14 protein-coding genes are annotated in these 22071 nt (G+C 59.9%); 12 read left to right on the forward strand and 2 right to left on the reverse strand.

Going from position 1 to position 22071, the window contains the following annotated elements:
• Positions 1-110 precede the first annotated feature (110 nt).
• The 8 genes from pheT to GF423_RS07265 all read left to right on the forward strand — a co-directional run bounded on the left by pheT (position 111) and on the right by GF423_RS07265 (position 8233).
• Entirely contained in the window at positions 111-2576 is a 2466-nt protein-coding gene (gene pheT, locus GF423_RS07230; RefSeq protein ID WP_154327713.1) for a phenylalanine--tRNA ligase subunit beta, read from the forward strand.
• 42 nt (positions 2577-2618) lie between these two features.
• On the forward strand, positions 2619-2954 hold the full coding sequence (locus GF423_RS07235; protein WP_154327714.1) for a cupin domain-containing protein: 336 nt from the start codon (positions 2619-2621) through the stop codon (positions 2952-2954).
• Between the two features lie 55 nt (positions 2955-3009).
• Complete coding sequence (locus tag GF423_RS07240; RefSeq protein ID WP_154327715.1) at positions 3010-3747, forward strand: YebC/PmpR family DNA-binding transcriptional regulator; 738 nt, start codon at positions 3010-3012, stop codon at positions 3745-3747.
• Between the two features lie 202 nt (positions 3748-3949).
• Entirely contained in the window at positions 3950-5020 is a 1071-nt protein-coding gene (locus GF423_RS07245; RefSeq protein ID WP_154538322.1) for an endonuclease/exonuclease/phosphatase family protein, read from the forward strand.
• 128 nt (positions 5021-5148) lie between these two features.
• On the forward strand, positions 5149-6240 hold the full coding sequence (gene recA / locus GF423_RS07250) for a recombinase RecA (RefSeq protein WP_154327717.1): 1092 nt from the start codon (positions 5149-5151) through the stop codon (positions 6238-6240).
• Between the two features lie 118 nt (positions 6241-6358).
• Positions 6359-7201: a carboxylesterase family protein gene (locus GF423_RS07255; RefSeq protein WP_154327718.1), complete on the forward strand. Its 843-nt coding sequence runs from the start codon at positions 6359-6361 to the stop codon at positions 7199-7201.
• A gap of 108 nt (positions 7202-7309) precedes the next feature.
• Positions 7310-7759: a hypothetical protein gene (locus tag GF423_RS07260; protein WP_154327719.1), complete on the forward strand. Its 450-nt coding sequence runs from the start codon at positions 7310-7312 to the stop codon at positions 7757-7759.
• Positions 7760-7780: 21 nt separating this feature from the next.
• Entirely contained in the window at positions 7781-8233 is a 453-nt protein-coding gene (locus GF423_RS07265) for a hypothetical protein (protein ID WP_154327720.1), read from the forward strand.
• Positions 8234-8366: 133 nt separating this feature from the next.
• Here the strand turns inward: GF423_RS07265 and GF423_RS07270 are convergent, their stop codons facing one another.
• The gene (locus GF423_RS07270; protein ID WP_154327721.1) at positions 8367-11576 is read right to left on the reverse strand and encodes a M6 family metalloprotease domain-containing protein; all 3210 of its coding nucleotides are present in this window, start codon (positions 11574-11576) and stop codon (positions 8367-8369) included.
• Between the two features lie 153 nt (positions 11577-11729).
• Positions 11730-14252, reverse strand: coding sequence for a chitobiase/beta-hexosaminidase C-terminal domain-containing protein (locus tag GF423_RS07275; protein ID WP_154327722.1), 2523 nt, complete (start codon positions 14250-14252; stop codon positions 11730-11732).
• Between the two features lie 492 nt (positions 14253-14744).
• Between GF423_RS07275 and GF423_RS07280 the strand changes: the two genes are divergently transcribed.
• The 4 genes from GF423_RS07280 (at position 14745) to GF423_RS07295 (ending at position 21990) form a co-directional block, all read left to right on the forward strand.
• Entirely contained in the window at positions 14745-17873 is a 3129-nt protein-coding gene (locus tag GF423_RS07280) for a tetratricopeptide repeat protein (protein WP_154327723.1), read from the forward strand.
• 66 nt (positions 17874-17939) lie between these two features.
• Complete coding sequence (locus tag GF423_RS07285; protein WP_154327724.1) at positions 17940-19766, forward strand: TonB-dependent receptor; 1827 nt, start codon at positions 17940-17942, stop codon at positions 19764-19766.
• Between the two features lie 275 nt (positions 19767-20041).
• The gene (locus GF423_RS07290; RefSeq protein WP_154327725.1) at positions 20042-20518 is read left to right on the forward strand and encodes a hypothetical protein; all 477 of its coding nucleotides are present in this window, start codon (positions 20042-20044) and stop codon (positions 20516-20518) included.
• Between the two features lie 35 nt (positions 20519-20553).
• Complete coding sequence (locus GF423_RS07295; protein WP_154327726.1) at positions 20554-21990, forward strand: hypothetical protein; 1437 nt, start codon at positions 20554-20556, stop codon at positions 21988-21990.
• Positions 21991-22071: the final 81 nt, after the last annotated feature.

A 22071-nucleotide genomic window follows, 5' to 3' on the forward strand; every position in this document is an offset into this window, starting at 1 on the left:
CGGCACATTGGCGGGCAAGTTCTTGCGACTTGTGACTATTTTTTGTAACTTTGCGCGAATTTAGGCCCTCATGGTCTTGTAATTGCGCAAACAAAAATACACATAACGTTATGAATGTATCATACAAATGGTTGAAGGAATACATCGACTTCGACTTGACCCCGCAGCAAGTGAGCGACGCGCTCACATCGCTGGGTCTCGAGGTGGATGCGCTTGAAGAAGTAGAAACTATCAAAGGCGGCCTCAAGGGGCTGGTGGTGGGCAAGGTGCTCACGTGTGAGCCCCACCCCAACAGCGACCACATGCACACCACGACCGTCGACCTGGGCAACGGCCAGGCTCCGGTACAGATCGTGTGCGGCGCGCCCAACGTGGCAGCAGGCCAGAAGGTGATAGTGGCCACCATAGGCACCAAGCTCTACGACGGCGACCAGGAATTTGTGATCAAGAAATCGAAGCTGCGCGGCGTGGAATCCTACGGCATGATATGCGCCGAGGACGAGATAGGCGTGGGCACCGACCATAACGGCATCATTGTGCTGCCCGACGATGCCCAGGTGGGCATGCCGGCAGCCCAGTACTACGGCGTGGAGAGCGACTGGCTCATCGAGGTTGACCTCACCCCCAACCGCATCGACGGCGCCTCGCACTATGGCGTGGCCCGCGACCTGAGTGCCTGGATGAAGCGTCACGGCATGGCCACGCGGCTGCACCGCCCCAGTGTGGAAGCCTTCAAGATCGACCGTCGCGACGGCGGCATCCCCGTCGAGGTGGAAAACGCCGAGGCCTGCCCCCGCTACTGCGGCCTCACGGTGCGCAACGTGAAAGTGGGCGAGAGCCCCAAGTGGCTCAAAGACTACCTGAGCGCCGTGGGCCAGCGCCCCATCAACAATATCGTCGACATCACCAACTATATCCTGCTCGGCACCGGGCAGCCCATGCACTGCTTCGACCTGAGCAAGGTGAAAGGCGACAAGATCGTGGTCAAGACGGTGAAAGAGGGCACCAAGTTTGTGACCCTCGACGGCGTGGAGCGCACGCTCACCGACCGCGACCTCATGATATGCAACGCCGAGGAGCCCATGTGCATAGGCGGCGTGTTTGGCGGTCTCGACTCGGGCGTGACCGAGGCCACGACCGACATCTTCCTGGAGAGCGCCTATTTCCACCCCACGTGGATACGCAAGAGCGCCCGCCGCTTCGGGCTCAACACCGATGCCTCGTTCCGCTTTGAGCGCGGCATCGACCCCAACGACACCATCTACAACCTCAAGCTGGCCGCCCTGCTCGTCAAGCAACTGGCCGGCGGCGAGACGTGCGGCGAGATTGTCGACGTGAAGGCCCACGACTTCCCGCCCTTCCCGGTGGAGTTGCGCTACGACTATGTGACCGGCCTCATAGGCAAGAACATAGGGCACGACACGATCAAGAGCATCGTCGAGAGCCTTGAGATGAAAGTGGTGGCCGAAGACGCCGAGCGACTCAGCCTCGAGGTGCCCACCTATCGTGTCGACGTGCGCCGGCCCTGCGACGTGGTCGAGGACATCCTGCGCGTGTACGGCTACAACAATGTGGAGTTTACCGACGAGATACACGGCTGCCTGAGCAACAAGGACGATGCCGACCTGCGCAACGACCTGCGCGAGCTCATAAGCAACCAGCTCACCAGCGAGGGCTACAACGAGATCATGAACAACTCGCTCACGGCCGCCAGCTACTACGAGGGCCTGGAAAGCTACCCTGTGGAGCACTGTGTGCGTGTGATCAACGCCCTCTCGAGCGACCTCAACGTAATGCGCCAGACGCTGCTCTTCGGCGGCCTCGAGAGTCTGGCCCGCAACATCAACCGCAAGAATGCCAACTTGCGCATGTATGAGTTTGGCGACGTCTACAGCTACGATGCCACGGCCGACAACTCGCAGGTGGCCTTGGCCCCCTACAGCGAGCACACCGCCCTGGGCATGTGGCTCACCGGCAACAACCACGACGACAGCTGGGCCGACAAGGTGCGCCCCCTGAGCGTCTACGACCTCAAGGCCGCCGTGGCCGGCGTGATGCGCCGCTTGGGCATAGCCCGTCGCGAGCTTGTGGTGGAGACCATGAGCAACGACCTGCTCGACCCGGCCTTGGTCTACAAGAACCGAGGCGGCAAGCTGCTGGGCGTGCTGGGCGTGGTCGACGAGGCAGTGGCCAGCAAATTTGACGTCGACCAGCCGGTGTATTTCGCCCAGTTCAACTGGAACCTGCTGTGCAAGCTCTCGAGCAAGAAGGAGGTGAAATATACCGACCTGCCCAAGACGCTGCCCTTGCGCCGCGACCTGGCCCTGCTGGTCGACAAGAGCGTGACCTACGCCCAAATCGAGCACGTGGTGGAGCAGAGCGAGCGGAAACTGCTCAAGAGCATGACCCTCTTCGACGTGTATGAGGGCAAGAACCTCGAGCCGGGCAAGAAGAGCTACGCCATATCGATGGTGCTGCAAGACGACCAGAAGACGCTCAACGACCACCAAATCGAGGCCGTGATGAAGAAAATCGTGGCCAACCTCGAGAAGCAACTTGGCGCCCAGTTGCGATAACGACGACTACAACACTCTGTCACACATACAATTTATACAGTAATGACAATTGATTTCAACGACATAGAAGAGAAGATCAAGCCCCACTTCAAAGGCGGCGAGAAAGAGTACCGCGTGCGCACCTATCTCGACAACGAGAACCGCATCATGCGCGGCGTGCTCAAGCCAGGGGCAAGCATAGGCTACCACAAGCATGAGCTCAACAGCGAGGTCATGTACATCATCTCGGGCAAGGGACATGTGCTCTATGACCAGGGCGAGGAAGACGTGGTCGCCGGCCAGGTCACCTATTGCCCCAAGGGCCACAGCCACAGCCTCGTCAACAACGGCGACGAGGATCTCGTGTTTCTGGGCATCGTGGGCGAGCATCACGATTGATGCAGCGGGCCATCACAATCGACACTGAAACAAAAAAAATAAATATCGAAACAACATGGGAAGAGCTTTTGAATATCGCAAAGCAAGAAAATTGAAACGATGGGGCAACATGTCACGCACATTCACCCGCATCGGTAAGGAAATCACCATTGCCGTCAAGGCTGGCGGCCCCGACCCAAGCGGCAACTCGCGCCTGCGTGCTCTCATTGCCAACGCCAAGGCCGAAAACATGCCCAAGGCTACCTGGATGAACGCCATCAAGAAGGCTACCGAGAGCGATGCCAAGGACTACAAGGAGGTCATCTACGAGGGCTTTGCCCCCAACGGCATCGCCGTGATCGTGGAGTGCGCTACCGACAACACCACCCGCACCGTGGCCAACCTGCGCAACTACTTCAACAAGAACGGCGGCACGCTGGGCAACAGCGGCACCACCATCTTCATGTTCAGCCACAAGTGCTACTTCCACGTCAAGCCCAAAGACGGCGTCACGCTCGACGACCTTGAACTCGAACTCATCGACTGCGGTGCCGAGGACTTTGACCAGGACGACGAGGAAATCATCATCTCGGGCCCCTTCGAGGCCAATGGCGACATCCAGAAGTATCTCGAGGACAACGGCTTTGAGATCGCCAGCAGCGAGCTCGTCTATGAGCCGACCGAGTACAAAGACCTCGAGGGCGAGGCCCGCGAGCAGGTCGACAAGCTCGTTGAGGCTGTCGAGGAGGACGAAGACGTGCAAAACGTGTTCACCAACATGCGCGAGCCCGACGTGGAGAGCGCCGACGAGTAGCCGGCCTTCATGCCCGTGCCGCGAGCTGGCACACCACATCACACATGGCGGTCGCTGCGCCACATGCAGCCGGCCGCCATTATTTTTGCCCGTTTTTTGTCTGTATGTCGGAAAAATGGCGTAAATTTACAAGCTATATTATACACATATAGGCAGTCGACGATTATCAACTGCTTAACGCATTTTATATATAAGTACCATCATGAGGAAATTATTGCTTTTTGCCCTTGCCATCGTGTGCTCGGTTGCCGCGGTCAACTCGCAGAATGCCGCGCAACAGGGCAAGCGCTACAACGTGTATGGCGTGATGTTCTACAACCTGGAGAACCTCTTCGACACGATCAACTCCAACGGCACCTACGACCTGGAGTTCTCACCGCGCGGTGCCCGCCAGTGGAACAGTGACAAATACTACAAGAAGTTGCACAACATGGCCTATGCCATCAGCCAGATGGCCACGCCGGCCACACCCTATGGCCCGGCCGTGATAGGCGTGTCGGAGGTGGAAAACATCACCGTGCTGCAAGACCTCGTGCGCCAGCCCGAACTCAGGCCTTGGCACTTGCAGATTGTGCACCACGACAGCCCCGACCGCCGCGGCATCGATGTGGCCGTGCTCTACAACCCGCGCTTCTTCACCTTCACCGGCGACAGCACCTTCCAGCGGCTGGTGGTGCCTGGCAACCCAGGCTTCCGCACCCGCGACCAGTGGTGTGTGAGTGGCAAGCTGGCCGGCGAGAACGTGAGCATCATTATCAACCACTGGCCCTCGCGGCTGGGCGGCCAAGAGCGCTCGAGCTACCTGCGCGAGGCTGCCGCTGCCATGTGCCGGCGCACTGTCGACTCGCTGTTGAAGGCCGACCCTGGCCGCGGCGTGATATTTATGGGCGACCTCAACGACGACCCCATGGACGTGAGCTGCGCCAAGGTGCTGGGCGGCAAGCGCCACATCGCCGACGTGACTGCCCCGGGCGACCTGTACAACCCCTTCTGGGAGAAACTGGCCAAGGGCATAGGCACGCTGGCCTACAAGGGCGGGTGGAACCTCTTTGACCAAATCATGATGTCGCAATACTTCACACAGCACTACCAGGGCAAGGACAAGCCCCATCTCACCCTCCTGCGGGCCGAGGTGCTCAACCGCGAGTTTCTGCGCAATGCCGACGGCCCCTACAAGGGCTACCCGCACCGCACTTTTTCGGGCGGTGTGTTTCTCAACGGCTACAGCGATCACTTCCCAACCGAAATTTTCCTCACCAAGGAAGCAGAGTGAATGGCAGTTAACACATATTTGCAGTGATGGGAATGAAAGTTGCACGACAGTTGCTCACCTTTGCACTGCAAACGAGAAAACGGCTTAGTGCCCGTATTGAACAATAAAAAAAACAACACGATACAGCAATGAAAGAAAACAACAACGAGCTGCCTCTCGACGACGCCGTCGAGGCAACACAACCCCAGCGCAAGGAGATATCTCCCGAGAAGATAAAAGCGCTGCAGGTGGCAATGGACAAAATCGACAAGACCTATGGCCGAGGCTCGATCATGAAGTTGGGCGACGACCACATCGAGAACGTCGAGGTGATACCCACTGGCTCGATAGGGCTCGACTTTGCACTGGGCGTGGGCGGTTATCCCCGCGGGCGCATCATCGAGATCTACGGCCCCGAGTCGAGCGGCAAGACCACACTGGCCATTCATGCCATCGCCGAGGCCCAAAAGCAAGGCGGCATTGCAGCCATCATCGACGCCGAGCACGCCTTCGACCGCTTCTATGCCGAGAGCCTGGGCGTGGATGTCAACAGTCTGCTCATCTCGCAACCCGACAACGGCGAGCAGGCCCTGGAGATAGCCGACCAGCTCATTCGCTCGTCGGCCATCGACATCATTGTCATCGACTCGGTGGCAGCCCTCACGCCCAAGGCCGAGATCGAGGGCGAGATGGGCGATAGCAAGATGGGCTTGCAGGCCCGCCTCATGAGCCAGGCCCTGCGCAAGCTCACGGCCACCATAAGCAAGACCAACACGTGCTGCATCTTCATCAACCAGCTGCGCGAGAAGCTGGGCGTGCTCTTCGGCAACCCCGAGACCACGACCGGCGGCAATGCCCTGAAGTTCTACTCGAGCGTGCGCCTCGACATTCGCCGTGTGGGTCAGCTCAAAAACGGCGACCAGGTGGTGGGCAGCCTCACCCGCGTGAAGGTGGTGAAAAACAAGGTGGCTCCACCGTTCCGCAAGGCCGAGTTTGAAATCCTCTTTGGCAAGGGTATCAGCAAGGTGGGAGAGATCGTAGACCTGGGCGTGCAATTCGGCATCGTCAAGAAGAGCGGCGCCTGGTTCTCCTACGAGGGAACCAAGCTGGGCCAGGGCCGCGACAACACCAAGCAGCTCATTGCCGACAATCCTGAGCTGGCCGAGGAGCTTGAGACCAAGATCATGGCCGCCATGCGCGGCGAGAAGCCCGAGGGCGACGACGCCGACGGCAAGGCTTAGCCGTTGCCGCGGCCCCGCGGTTGCGGCCGTGTTAAGCAATGTTTAAAAACACACACCGGTGGTGCACTTTTGGGCATCATCGGTTTTCTTTTCAGCCCAAAAATAGTATTTTTGCTACATGAAGCGATTTCTTTTCATGGCAGTTGCCTGCCTGCTGTGCTGCCTGTGCGCCAGGGCCTATGAGGGGTCGATGAAGACCCACGACGCCATTGCCTCGGGCGGCTATCAGTTCTGGATTTACACGCCTGGGGGCTACGACGGCTCGCAGGCACAGCCCGTGGTCATCTTCCTGCACGGGCGCAGCCTGTGCGGCCACAACTTGCAGGCGGTGCTGCGCTACGGCACGCTCGACGCCATCAAGCGCGGCATGGTGATGCCAGCCATCGTGATTGCCCCGCAGACGCCTGGCAGCTGGAACCCCCGCAAGGTGGCCGACCTGCTCGACTGGGTGGAGGCCAACTACAACGTCGACACCACCCGCGTCTATGTGCTGGGCATGAGTCTGGGCGGCTATGGCACGATGGACTTGTGCGGCACCTATCCTGGCCGCATCGCTGCCGGCATGGCCCTGTGCGGCGGCACCACGCTGCGCAATGTCGACGGGCTGGGCGAGCTGCCCTTCTGGATACTGCACGGCACGGCCGACCGCGCTGTGGGCATCAATTGCTCAAAGACGGTGGTCAAGCAGCTGCAAGACGACGGCAAGGACTCGCGACTGCGCTTCGACTGGCTGCCGGGAGCCTCGCATGGCGCCCTTGCCCGCGCCTTCTATCTCAAGGACACCTACGACTGGCTCTTTGCACACTCGCTTGCCGACCCCGGCCGGCCTGTGGAGCGCGAGGTGAACATCGACAACGATATCCTCAACATGGCCTATAGCGAGCTGCGCCTGCTCACCCGGCTGGTGGGCGAGGACGATGCCGACGAGAATCCGCTTGAGTACCAAGAGCAGCAAAAATAGCGATATTGTGGTAAAATGACAAGGTAAAAATTTGCAATTTACCAATCGGTGTTGTATCTTTGTGGTGTAGAAACACACACAATCATGTACCACAAAGAATACGACACAATGAAAACACACACATTCCCCGCGGCCGCTGTAGGCCACACCTATTGCCGCCGCCGTCGCGACAAGGAATTCAGCCAGTACTATCACGAGGTGCTGCGCTTCATGAAGAAGCACAGGGTGAAGAACCCCGCCCGCCAGGCGCTCGACTATGCCCTTGCCACCGGCTCGCCGCACTACGATGTCGACTTCGACTATGCCTATCGCATCATGTGCGCCCACCTCAACCGCGGCAGCCTGCCGGTGAAAGGCGAGGTGCGCAAGGCCTTGTGGCTGGAGCTGGCCGGCAAGGTGCAGGAGCTCATGCAGGCCGGTGTGGGCGTGGCCCCGGCGCTTGAGTTTGTGCTCGAGCATGGGCGCGCCTCGCATTTCTTCATCAGCCGCAGCAACGTGAGGGCGCACCTGGGCAAGCTGCTGCAGCCCAGTAGGCAATACAATCTTGGTTCACTTTAAATCCTCAATCAGCAATACCCCATGAAACACACCACCTATGTAATCGAAATCGTTGTCGACAAGGCCGACATCCTCGAGGCCATCTACTCGGCCAGCGCTTGGCACTGCCTGGTCTACAAGCAGGCGCCGCGGCTCACGCCCGACCAGGAGCGTCTGTGCATGATGAGGGTGAAAGAGGGCTACGACGACCTCTACTGCCGCGTGCTGGGCTACACCAACCTGGCCAACTTCAATCCCAATGCTGAGAGCGGCAATGTGCGCTTTGCCTTTGTCTTCAGTCATCCTTGCGGCCCAACCGTGCCGCAGGGGCTCAAGCAGCTGGTGACGCAGCTGCTGGCCAACTTTGCGCTCAAGCGCTTCTATGGCGACCAGGTGAGCTACTATGGCGCGGCCTGGCTCAAGTATCGGGCGCAGCTGTTGCTTGCCTTTGCCCGCGACGACAACGGGCTGCCTGTCGACGCGCTGCCGGCATGAGCCATGAGCCCACATAACGCGTGGCGGACCACGAGCACCCGAGGCTCGCGGTCCGCCATTGTCATGTTTATAATAGATAGAGAGAGGAGAGGAGTGGTGGCGTGGGCCTAAAGGCCCGCCATGCAGTGTTTTCTCAATTGTTGCTCAAGATGATGTTGATGAGGGCAGTCACATCGCTAACATTGACCACTCCGTCGCCGTTGAGGTCGCACACGGCGTCGCTATAGCTGGCAGTGCCCAGCACGCGGTTGATGAGGGCAGTGACGTCGGTCACGTTCACCTGGCCGTCGGCGTTGATGTCGCCGGTGGCTGTGGTGCCGCCTGTCACGTTCACGCTTATCTTCACACTCGGGCTCACCGTGGGCACACCGTTGCTGGTGGGCGAGAGCACGGCATCGGCCACCGTGGCTGTGTAGGTGCCGTTCTGCTTGCCGGCCACAGCCTCGATGTAGAGGATTTCGCCCGTGTTGCCTGTGAAGGCGACACCGGTCGAGTCGTTGACGGTCGTGATCTCGCAGGTCGAGGCGTCGATGACCTTGGTGCTCACACGCTGGCCGTCGACCATGCGGGCGCTGCCGTGCACCTTGGCCTTGCCGGCCGTGTCGGTGGCCAGCGTGAAGCCCGAGGGCAGCGTCAGGCGCAGGCTCAGACTCGAGATCGTGTCGGCATTGACCATGCTCACGGGCAGCACCACCGTGGCGCCAGCCTGGCACGCGAGGGCCTGGGCAGGAGCCGTGAGATAATTGGTCGCACCGCCTGTCACGGTCATCCAGCACGAGTCGGCCAGGCCTGACCCGTCGACGGTGGCTGCCTTCACATAGGCGTTGCCCGTGGCAAGGGCAGTGACGAGACCAGCGGTGTCGACCTTGAGAATGGCCGGGTCGCTCGAGGTCCACATCAAGGTGCCGGTAGTGGCATTGGCAGGTTTCACTGTGGCCTGGAGCTTGATAGAGGAGCCTTGCGGCAGCCTGAGTGCTGTGTGGTTGAGTGCCAGGCTGGTTACTCGCCTTATCACGTTCACCTTGCAGGTGGCGGTGAGGTTGCTGCCGTCGGTAGTGGCGGCCGTGATGGTGGCGGTGCCCACTTCAAGACCCTTGACCACACCGTCGGCCACAGTGGCGGCGCTGGTGTTGCTGCTCGTCCAGGTCATCACCTGGTTGTCGGCGCCGGCAGGGGTCACAACGGGCTGAATGGGAAGTTGCTCGCCCACATTGATGGTGTAGACGCTGTCGGCAAAGTGCATGGCGTCGATGGTGAGCAGCGGCGACGGGTTGGTGCCCTTGTCGCCATAGTAAATCTTGAAGTTGTCGATGTAGCAGGCCTGGGTCTTGCTGCCCGACGAGAGCACGATGCGGTATTTCACGCCAGTCTCCTTAGAGGTGTTGACCGACCAGTAGATGTCTTCGGTAGTCTTGCCAGGCACTTCTTGCGAGGTGGCGCCGGCGCCAGTCTTGGCCACTGTCCAGTTGGCACCGCCGTCGGTCGAGGTGTAGAGCGTGAACTTGCAGGCGCTCGAGAGCGGGTTGAAGACCTTGAGCGACACCTCGTAGGCGTCGTAGTAGGTGGGACTGCTGCTGATGGCGCTGGGCAGTTTCATGGCCACCGAGTGGCTGCCGTCGGCCTTGGTGCTGCCAGGCGCTGTGATGTTGCTCTTGGTAAACGACCAGTAGGCATAGTTGCCCAGCACATTGGCAGCGTTGGTCTTGCTTGTGGTGGCCATCGACTCAAAGTCTTCGACGTCGTTCTTGAGCGAGTCGACGTCGGTCACGTTGAAGCTCACCACGCCGCCCTGCTCCTTGATGCCCGATATGATGAGCTGGCTGTTGTTGCCGGCCCAGTCGACCAGGTTGGCGGTGGTCGAGTTGGTGAGCATGGTCACGCCCGAGGTGCCCGGGAAGGCATCGCTGGCGTTGGCGCTGCCCGTGTTGCCCCCGGCACGCAGCACGAGATAGTAGTTGTGGCTGGGGTCGCAGTTTATCTTGTTGCTGTTCCACACCGAGGCGTTGGTCGAGTCGATGTGGGCCACCAGCATGCCGTGGCCGGGCGCGGTCACGTCCCAGCCGGTGAGCTGGCGGTTGTCGAGCATGAAATACTCGTTGTTGGTCTTGGACTTGAGTATTAGCGCCTCGTTGTTGTCCTGGAGGCCGCCCAGCGTGTAGGTGCCCGAGCCGGTGATCACCTTGGGGTTGATGAAGCCCAGGGCGTAGCGCTCCCAGGCGCCGTAGCCCACGGGGCGCCGGCCGTAGTTGTTGTAGCTGCCGCCGGCCATCACGCTCCAGGCGTCGGGCGTCTGGCTCTCGCCGCCGGTGCCCGAGTAGTCGGTGTCGTAGAGGTCGGGCAGGCCCAGCACGTGACTGAACTCGTGGCAGAAGGTGCCTATGCCGTCGGGTATGGTATAGCCCTTGTTGTCGACGCCGTAGAGCTCGACCGAGCAGGCGTAGAGGCCTATTTTCACACCGTCGTGGGTGATGTTGGAGTAGCGGAAGTTGGACTTGTAGGGCCACAGGTAGCTGCTGTTGTTGCCGCCGTAGTTGGAGCCGTAGCCGGCCACTACAAAGTAGACCATGTCGACATAGCCGTCGCCGTCGTTGTCATACTTGCTGAAGTCGACCGTGCCGTCGAGCTGATACATGGCCTCGCGAAACACGTTGCGCGAGTAGTTGCGGCCGGCCGTGCACGAGTAGTTGACCGTGACGGGGCCCACCACGTCGAATTGCGGGGTGAACTTGCCGTTGCTGTTCTTGTAGAAGTAGTCGCGCACACTGCCCAGAAACTGGCTGCCATAGTTGTTGTAGGAGCCGTCCTCGTTGGTGTAGCCCGAGTAGTTTTCCTCGTTGTACATGCGTGTGTAGAACTGCTGGGCGTCGCCGCGGGTGAAGGTGCGGTCGTTGTAGTTGACCAGGATGATGAGGCCGCGGAACTTGGAGAAGTCGACAGCGGGCGTCTTCTGGGGCTGGCTGTCGCGTTTCACACGCTGGGCCTTGCCCTGGGCTGCCTCCTGGCTGTCGATGGCATACTTGCTCACTGCGCTCAGGAACGACGTCTCGCCGGCACTGCGCTGTGCAGCGTCGTGGGCCACTTGTGTGCTGGCCTTGAGGGTGCCGGCCTGGGGCAGGGCGTAGACGTAGTAGCCTGCCTCGTTCTTGACGATGGTGTAGCCGTCGGCAGTGGTGTTGAAGTTGTAGAACTCGTCGCCGTGCAGCACGACGGTGAGTGTGCTGCCGTCGGGCTGTGTCACTGTCGCTGGCTCGGGGTTGGCCGGCACGGCCTGTGCCTGGGCTGCGGCGAGCGCTACGATGGCAAGAGCCAGCAATGGGTGTTTGAATGATAGGATTTTTTTCATGAGCGGTTGTAAAAATGATAATCGTGGAGAGAAGACTCTCGTTGTCGATAGTGCGCAAAGTTAGAAATTAAATTTAAAAAAAGCAACAGGGCGGCCGTCGCTTTGACGGCCGCCCTGAAGTGTGTTATGCGCCAATAGGTTGCTTCAGACGTGTCAGTTGTTGCTCAAGATGATGTTGATCAGGGCAGTGACGTCGGTCACGTTCACCTTGCCGTCGGCGTTGAGGTCGCCTATGGCCGTGTCAACTGGGTTTTGACCCAGGATGCCGTTGATCAGGGCAGTCACGTCGGTCACGTTCACCTTGCCGTCGCCGTCGATGTCGCCCTTGAGGGCCGACGTGCTCTTCACCTCGACGGGAACGAGCTCGAGCGTGGTGACCGTGTTGCTGGTGTAGAGGCTCACAAAGCACTTCACGTCGTAGGTGCCGCTCGGCTGGGTCGGCATGGCGAGCGTCTTGCTGTACTTGTTGAAGAGTTTCATCTCGACGGTGCCGTCGTTGATGATATAGGTGTTGGCCTTGTCCGTGTCGGCAACGAGGGTGGCGTTTTTCACGATGATGTAGTGGTGCACCAGGTCTTGCGACACGTCTTCGAGTGCCATCTCCTCGGGGGCAACGGGGGTGCCGTCGCCGCTCTTGACCATTGTGCTGTCGACGGGGGTGAGCTCCTTGATGCCGTTGTAGCTGGACCAGTTCATCACGGCGCCGGTGATTTGGTCGCCGTTGGCAAACGTATTGGTCACCTGGCCATAGACGAGACCGTAGGTGCCGGCGCTGTCTTTCACATAGAGGTCGCGGCCGTTCTGGTAGATGGTGGTGATGGGCTTGGTGAGCTTGGCATTGACGCCGCTGTTGAGGGCGTAGAGGCCAGCCAGGTTCTCCACCTCGGGCAGGGCGATAGTGCCGCCGCCGGCCAGGGTGATGGCGGTGACGAGCAGTTGAGCCTTGCCGTTGTGGCTCGACACGATGGCGGTGAGGTCGTAGGCTGCGGTGAGGTCGGTGGGCAGGCTCACGCCGAAGCTGTTGTAGGCTGCTGCCGAGCCGGCTGCATCGGTCACGGTAAGGTTCTTGCCGTTCACTGCGCTCAGCGTCACGTTGCTCAGTTTCACATAGTGGCCCCAGTTGGCAGCGGTCACGATGGCTGTGGTGGCAGCGTCGGGGGCAATGGGGCTGTTGCTCTTGGCGGGCTGGAAGCCCTCGAGCGGGGCTTTCATCTCGGGGCCGTCGTTGTAGGTCACCTTGGTGCCGCTGAAGCCGCCGGGTATCACGTCGCCGTTCTTGTAGCTTTGGCCGGTGGTGCCGAAGATGCACATGTAGCCTGTGGCGTCTTTCACATAGAGGTTGCTGCCGCTGGCGTAGTACACGCTCACGTCGCCCTTGATGGCCGACACGGTGCTGTCGGCAAGGGCCTTGAAGGCGGCGATGTTGTCAACGCCGACGGTGGCGCCCACGATCTTGGTGGGAAGCACTTGGTACACGGTGTTGGTCTTGCCATAGGAGCCGATGATGCCATACACGCTCACATTGACCGAGTCGCCCTTGGCGCTGAAGCCGCCCATGCTGGTGTAGCAGCTTGCAGTGCCGCTGTTGTCGGTGATGGTCTTGTGGGCAAAGCTGGTGTTGGCGCCCTTGATGAGCACATAGTGGGCAAAGTAGTCGGCAGCCACGTCGCTCACTTGTATCACTTCGGGCTCGATGGGCGAGTTGCCCGATGCAGCCTTGAAGTTGCTGGTGGTCGACACGCTCAGCTCGGGCTCGCCGTTGTGCTTGGTGCGCGTGCCTGTGAAGCCGGCGGGTATCACGTCGCCGTTCTTATACTTCTGGGCGATGCTGCCATAGAGGTAGGCATAGCCCGTGGCATCTTTCACATAGAGGTTGTTGCCGTTGTGAGCCAGCACATTGACGGGGCTGGTGAAACGCACCACGGTGCCGCTGTCGGCTGCCTGGTAGGCAGCGATGTTGGCCACGTCGGTTGCAGTGCCCAGCTCATAGACGGCTGTGGTGACAGCGCTCGTGAGACTGCCCTTGACGGCGATGGCCTTGACAGTGGTGTTGGCGCTTATCGTGATGGGGCTGGTATAGAGCGTGCTGCTGGCTGTGGGCTCGTCGCCGCTGGTGGTGTAGTAGATGCTTGCACCGGCCGAGCTGGTCGACATCGAGAGCTCGAAGGGCGAGTAGTAGGTGCCGGCCGGGTGGCTGAAGGCGGGAGCGCTCACGGTCTCGGTGCCGCCGTTGCCGTAGGTGATCACCAGCTTCTGGAAGCGGAAGTGCCCGCCGGTGGCAGTGTTGGTGAGCGTGATGCTCGTGGCCGAGCCCGTCCAGGTTCTGGAGTCGGGGTCGTAGCTGCCTGTGTTCACGGTGCAGTTGCTGGCTTTGGGTACATAGAAATTGTCCTTGTAGGTGTCGAAGGTGAACACAATCTTGGAGATGGTCTCGGTGGCACTGATGGTGAGCGTGCCGCCGCCATAGAGGCGCACGGCCGTGCCGGTGGTGTAGTACTTGGGAGCATTCTTGCCAGTGCCTATGTTGAAGGTGAGGGTGGCCTTGGTGCCCGTGACGGTTGTGACCTCTTGCTGGTTGTCATAGCCCTGGGTGGTGAGATCGATGGTCTCCTCGTCGGCCCATGCCATACTGGCAACGCACAAGCACATCACAAGAAGTGTAAAGATTTTCTTCATTGTTAAGAGTAGTTTATGATTTGTGAATGTGATGAATCAAGTCTTTCTTGAATGGGGTGCAAAATTAGCTATAAGTTTTCAATTTTCACAATTTTATCTCTTGAAATTCAGGTAAAAAAATCGATGACTTTAGCTCTGGGGGCGGGTCCAAGTGGCAGGTGCTGAATATTAGGCAACAGGTTTGGAGAACTCTGCCTTGGGTGTTGAGAAACCAAGTCTTTCTCTTGGCCTCAGGTTCGGTATCCTTGCTGGCAGCTGCCCCGGTGGGCCACACGGGTGCGGGCGGCTCGCCCCGAGGGCGCGGCGACACCCTGATAGCCTGGTTTCTTAAAAAAGCCTTATTTTGCCATCGTTTGGGAACTCGTTTGATAATTATCGTTATATTTGTACGTTAATTGGACAACGAGTGGGAGTGAGGCCCCTTGGCCCCGTTAGGCAGTGGGGAAAGGGCGCGGGAAGTGCCGGGCTTTCCTCCCTGTTAATAGAAATATTATGAAACTTAAGACCGTATTATTGACTACGAGCCTTGCCATGCCGGCATTGCTGGGTGCACAACCTGCCGTGATGAACACGGGCGCCGCCGGCTATCTTGAGCGGGGCAAACTCATGTATGAGAGCCGAAACTACGTGGGAGCCATCGACCAACTCTCGCACTTGGGCCAGCTGCCTGCCGATGCGCAGGCCCGTGAAGAGGCCGACTACTACATCGCGCTGAGCAAGATGGAGCGCGACGAGCGCGACGCCCTCGAGACGCTGGTGGCCTTCACCCGGAATTATCCATCGTCGCAGTATATACAAGACGTGACCATGCGCATAGGCAACTACTACTTCTACAAGGGCGACTATGGCGAGGCGCTGGTGGCCTTCAGCCGGGTGCGCGACCATGCCCTCGACGGCGACCTCAACGAGGACCTGCTCTACCGCATGGCCTATTGCGACCTGCAGCTGGGCAACTACAGCGATGCCCGGGCCCTCTATGCCCGCCTCAAGGGCACCAAGCGCTACGACGAGGCCACCAAGTTTTATGAGGCCTACATCGACTATGCCGGCAAGCGCTACGACGAGGCCTACGACAAGTTCCGCCAGGTCGAGCGCACGGGCGACCTGGGCTATCAGAGCCAGTACTACATGTGCCAAATCGATTACACCCGCAAGCAATACGACAAAGTGATATCGCTGGGCCGGTCGCTGCTCAGCGACGAGGCCAATGCCTACTTTGAGCCCGAAATCAACCGCCTGGTGGGCGAGAGCTTCTACCACAAGGGCAACGATGCCAAGGCCCGCGACTACCTGAACAAGTACATTGCCACTACCCAGGACCCCGTGATGCGCAGCGCCGCCTATGCCCTGGGTGTGATGGACTACCGCTCGGGCGACTACCGCAGCTCGATCAAAAACCTGGGACAGGTGACTGCCCTCGACGACGAGATGGCACAGAGCGCCTACCTCTACTTGGGTCAGAACGAGTTGAGGCTCAAGGATGTGAAGTCGGCTGCCATGGCATTTGAGAAGGCTGCCGGCATGGACTACAACAAGACCGTGAAGGAAACGGCTTTCTACAACTATGCCGTGACCCAGGCCAAGGGCAGCACCACCCCCTTCGGCAGCAGTATCTCTCTGTTTGAGAAATTTCTCAACGACTACCCGGGGTCGAAATACACCAGCCAGGTCGAGGACTACCTTGTCGACGCCTACATGAACACGGCCGACTACGACAAGGCCCTGGCCAGCATCAACCACATCAAGACCCCTGGCGCCAAGGTGCTCAAGGCCAAGCAAAATGTGCTCTACAACCTGGGTGTGCAGGCCTTGCAGAAGGGGAAACGCGCCACGGCTGCCAGCTACCTGCGCAGTGCTATCGCCGTGGGCAACTACGACAAGAAGATACAGAACGAGAGCCGCCTGTGGCTGGCTCAAACCCAATATGACAACTCCAGCTACAAGGAGACGGTGAAGACGCTCAACACCTACTTGAGCAACGCCTCGCGCCGTGACGACAACTATGGCAAGGCCTACTACGACTTGGGTTATGCCCAGTACAAGCTCAAAAACTACATAGCCGCCCGCGAGGCCTTCCAGAAGGCAGTCAACAGCGGCAAGCTCGACAAGGCCCTTGTGGCCGACGCCTACGACCGCATAGGCGACACCTACTACTATGCCGCCGACTTCACCAACGCCGAGGCCAGCTACAACCGCGCCATTGCCAACAACACGGGCAATGCCGACGGCTCGATGCTCGACAAGGCCATGATGGCCGGCTACAACAAGAATTACCAAAGCAAGATCGACCAGCTCGACGAGTTGCTCGCTAAGTATCCCACTTCGGCCAAGGCCCCGACAGCCCTGCTCGAAAAGGGCCGCGCCCTGGAGACACTTGGCCGCAACAAGGAGGCTGTGGCCGCCTACTCGCAGCTCTACAACTCCTATCCCAAGGTGGCCGAGGCACGCCAGGGCCTGCTGCAACTGGCTGTGCTCGAGAAGCACCTGGGCAACATCGACCAGGCAGTGACGGCCTACAAGAAGGTGATCAAGAATGCACCCACCAGCGACGAGGCCCGTGTGGCTGCCGACGACCTCAAGGGCATCTATGCCGATCGCGGACAGCTGGCCGACTACGCCCGCTTCATCCAGTCGGTGCCCAATGCACCGCAGTTTGACGTCAAAGATGCCGACCGCCTCACCTTTGCCGCAGCCGAGAAAGCTGTCACGGCCAGCAAGCCCAGCATTGCCAAGATGCACAACTACCTGCGCGACTATCCCAACGGCGCCTATGCCGGCAACGCCAAGTACTACATAGGCCGTTTCAACTATGAGAACGGCGACTACAACAATGCTATCGCCTATCTCGACCAGGCCCTCGACATGGGCCGCGACGCCTCCTATGCCGAGGACGCCCTGGCCATGAAGAGCGACATCCTCACCCGTCAGGGCAAGGTGGCCGAGGCCATCGACACCTACAAGAGCATCGTCGAGAAGTCGAGCAGCGACGACAACCGCCTCTCGGCCCAGCTGGGCATCTTGCGCGGCAGCCAGAAGCTGGAGCGGTGGAGCGATGTGGTGACTACCGCCGACGCCCTCTTGCTGAACCCCAACCTCACCGCCGACGAGAAAAGCGAGGCGCGCCTCGACCGTGCTGTGGCTCTTGCCAAGCTGGGCCGCACCGCCGAGGCCGAGGCCGAGCTCAAGGCCATGAGCGCCGACGTCACCAGCGAGAGCGGCAGCCATGCCGCCTATGAGCTGGCCCGACTGCAGTACAACGCCGGCAACTACAAGACGGCCGAGAAGCTCACCAATGCCCTCCTGGGCTCGGGTTCGCCCCACGCCTACTGGATAGCCAAGGCCTACATCCTGCTCAGCGACATCTACCTCAAGCAAGGCCGCACCACCGAGGCCCGTGAGTATCTCGAGAGCCTGCGTTCCAACTATCCTGGCAAAGAGAAGGAAATATTTGCCGAGATCGACTCGCGCCTGGCGCGCCTGGGCGGCAAGACGGCCGGCTCGGCAGCCAAGGGCACGGGCAAGCAGCCTGCAACGAAGGCCCGCAACCGCAACAACGCCAACTCGAGTGCCGACAACAAGGCCACCTCGGCCGCTGGCAAGCGCTCGCGCGGCAACCGCTGACACACGCTACCCAGCAGTGGTTCTAAAATGTAATTTCAAGTATCCTCGAAATAGTTGATTATGAACATGAACAAGATATATGTGAGCGTCCTCATGGCAGCCGTGGTTGCCCTCGGTGCAGGTGCTCAAGAAAAACTCAACAAGGAGATCACGCTCGACAAGGACTTTGTGCCCGTCGAGAAAAAAGCAGTCAAGAAGAGCGCCCTGCCCAAGGTGGTGATTCCTGCCAAGAGCACCGACAAGGCCCAGGTGAACTACAGCAACTGGGCCGAGCCCACAGCCGTGGGCACCACCATACCCACAATGCTGCCCTATGGCTACCGCACGGCCCACATCTTCAGCGGCCAGCGCGGCTACCTGGAGCTGGGTGCCGGCTCGCAACTCAACTTCGACGGCAGCGCCGGCTACCGCATTGTCGACACCGAGCATTCCAAGCTCGGCCTCTGGCTGCAGCACAACAGCACCTGGAGCGGGAAAAACAGCACCAAGCTCATTGCCGACGACGACCTGCGCCTCAAGCAGAAGTTCAACGACAACACCGTGGGTCTCGACTTCAACCAGCATTTTGCCCCGGGCGACCTCGTGCTGGGCGCCAAGATGCACTACGACAACTTCAACTACTACGGCGGCCTGGGCTCGTGGTGGGACGACAACAAGCAGTCGCTGGTATCCCTGGCCCTGCGTGGCGGCTGGAACGGCAAAGCCAGCATCGCGGACCGCGACTTCGACTACCGTGCCGGCCTGAGCTACGACTACAGTGCCTACGACAAGGGCCTGCACGCCCTCACGGGCGGGGTCGACTATGACGGCGCACGCGACCACAATGTGAAAGCCAACTTGGGGGTGAGCTACGCCACATCGGCCTTTTCCACCCTGGGCATCGATGCCCGTCTCGACTATGTGAACCGCAGCTACAAGGCTCATGCCGCCAGCTTGAGCAACAAGTATACCGACGATATGACCGTCGTCACCCTCTCGCCCTTCTACGGCTATCGCGGCGAGAACCTGTGTGCCCGCCTGGGCGGCAACGTCGACTTCTCGCTGAGCGACGGCGCGGCCCTACGCATCTCGCCCAATGCCAGCGTGAGCTACGATGTGGCTCCGGGCGCCACGCTCTACGGCCTGGCCGGCGGCGGCAAGCGCATCAACACGCTCGCCCGCATGGCGGCCATCAACCGCTACAGCGACCCCATGGGCCGCTACAGCAACACCTTTGTGCCCGTCGATGCCGAGTTTGGCCTCAAGATAGGCCCCTTTGCCGGTTTCAAAGCCAAGATCTACGGCGGCTACGGCATGGCACGCAACGAGATGCTGGCCTTCACACCGGCGCTCTACTACACGCCCTTTGCCAGCGACAGCCACATCGCCATTGACTCGGCCAACCGCTATGCCCCCGTCTACTACAAGGCCTTCGACACCAAGGGCTTCAAGATGGGCGGTGCCCTCGAGTATCGCTATCGCTCGGTGGCTGTGCTCAACCTCGACGTGGTCTATGCCCCGCAGGACAACAATATCTCGCCCGACAAGACCTACGACGGCTACACGCTGGGCCTCGACCGGGCCTCGACCGTGGCCCATGCCAGTGTCAAGCTCTATCCCGTGAAGCCGCTTGAGCTTGACCTGGGGCTGGAGTACCGCGGCGGCCGCCATGCAGTGCTCGAGACGGTGACCGACTATAGCCTGGTCGACGGCGTGCCCAACTACACCCTGGCCTACTCGCTGGCCAAGATGGACGACGTGATCAACCTGCACGTGGGTGCCCGCTACCGCTTCGACAAGATGCTCACCTTGTGGCTGCAAGGCGCCAACCTGCTCAACAAGAAGTGGGACGTGACCCTCGGCCAGGGTGCCCAGCGCCTGAGTGTGATGGGCGGTATCGCCCTCGTGTTCTGACCGTCGCGCGTTAGGGCATAAAATGCACATTGGTCCCCGCCCTGTGGAGTTGCAACCACGCAGGAGCGGGGACCAATCTTTTTATAGCAGGGGCGTCTCGCGCAGTACAGGCAGGCGGCCCGGCGATGCGCAACGAGCGCAATTCCTGTACCGGTGCGAGTCGATGCGTTTGCCAGTTTCTTGAAGCCGCTGTTTTGAAAAGAAAAAACTTTTGCTACTTTTGCAGTGGGTATTTGAAGTTTACACATTCTTAACCAACCATAATATCAACAAAAATGAAGAAAAAGTTACTTATTGCATGGCTGGCAGTGGCGGCCGCGTTATGCCCCACGGGTGCATGGGCCCAGGCCTTGCACGTGAGCATGAAAGACGGCAAGGTCTTCACTTTCCAGTTTTCTGAATCGCCCAAAATCAACTACTCGGGCACAACGTTTGCTGTCGTGGGCGACGCGAGCGAGATATCGGGCCAGATGAGCCAGGTAGAACGCATCTACTTCGACAACAACTTGAGTGGCATCGTCTCGACGCAAGCCGGTGCCCAGACCCTGCTCAAGTCGGGGCACGGCCAGGTCACGGCTCAGGGGCTCGACGAGGGCCAACTCATGATCGTGAGCAACCTCAACGGGCAGGTGGTGGGCCAGGCCCGCGCCGGCGCCAACGGCCAGTGCAGCATCTCGCTGGCCAGCTTGCAGCCAGGCATCTATGTGGTGCGGGCCGGCAACGCCTCTCTCAAACTCTCACTTAATAAATAACCGTAACAATCAAGAAACGACATCAACGACACATTATGAAAAAACATTTTTTACTCACACTCCTTTTCCTCGCTCTCGGCCTGGCTACAGCTGGCGCGCAGAGCTATCAAATGCAAGTGAAACTCAACAACGGCCGCGTGGTGAAGTTTGCCACCGACAGCGTGGCCGAGGTGACCTTTGCCGAGGCTCCCGTGCCGCAGCAGGCATGGGCCCTGCCGAGCACCCAATTTGGCGCCACGGCCACCCAGGTGCTGGGCAGCGTGGCCGAGGACACCACCACACGCACGGCTCAGGTATCGGTTGCTGCCACGGGTCGCAACATCACCTACACCTACTACTTCGACGCTGGCAAGAAATACAAGTATGCCCTCATCACCTTCGACAGCAGCGATGACTATGCCGACTACATCAAGTTTCTCCAGGCTGGAGGCTTCAGTGCCGACACCGAGTGGCCCTCGAGCACCGACCTGGTGTACCGCAACACAGTGAGCTCGCTGGTGGCTCTGGCCACAACTGCCGGCGCCACGGGCGAGGGCAGCTATGCCCGCATTGCTCCGTCGGTGATCATCATGCCGCTCGACGAGACCACCTTCTCCTGGTCGAGAACCGACCCCATGCAGGGCGCTGCCGGCGCCTGGCTGCCGCTGCTGGGCAACGGCTCTACAGTCGACCTGATGATGCGCTACGAGGGCCGCATGGGCCACAGCGTGAACACGTCGCTCTCGGCGCCGCAGCGCGGTGTGTACCGTTTTGCCACCGGCGACAGCCGCTGGACCGAAACCCGCTACTGGTATGACACCAAGACCAAGCAATTTCTCGAGGAGGCAGCCATATACTGCGACAGCACCCAGCGCCCCACGCCTGCCGAGGTGGCCGAACTGCTCACCGCCAAGGGCTTTGAGGCAACCAGCCTCTCCGACGGCAGCAGCGACCTCATCTACTACAACCGGGCCGAGAAGGTGGCCGCCTTTGTGGCCATGAGCAAGCCGTCGACGGGAGCCGACAATTTTGTGCCCAACATTCACTTTGCCTTTATGGACCTCTCGGCACAGCTGCCGCCCGACTCGGTCAACTTCCCCTGGCCTGTGACCGACTATGGCGTCTACACGCTCGACGAGGTGATTGCCAAGTTCAAGGCCATGCCTTACTACGTGAGCGACACGACCTCCAGCCTGGGCGACGGCTTCCACCAGATCAACACCTCGTCGCCCGACTTCCCCATCATCATTGCCATCATCGACGGCGGCAAGTATGCCGGCTGCCTGGTGGGCACTACCGATGCTCTGCGTGTGAGCTCGCCCTACATTCCCAAGCTGCTTGCCAGCAAGGGCTACGAGAAATATGAAGGTCCAGCCTTCCCCACCTATGTGAACTGGACCGACAACAAGGAGGTGCAAATTATCAATATGGACCTCTTCAGCATAGGCATGTACTTTGTGGCCTTTGAGCCCAACGAGCGCACCAAGAATTAAGGCACACACACCCAACACACTGTGTGACCAGTGTTACAGCGGGCGGCTCGTCCACGCGCCCACACAGCGTGGAGAGCCGCC

The sequence above is a fragment of the Sodaliphilus pleomorphus genome, from assembly GCF_009676955.1.
GTDB lineage: Bacteria > Bacteroidota > Bacteroidia > Bacteroidales > Muribaculaceae > Sodaliphilus > Sodaliphilus pleomorphus.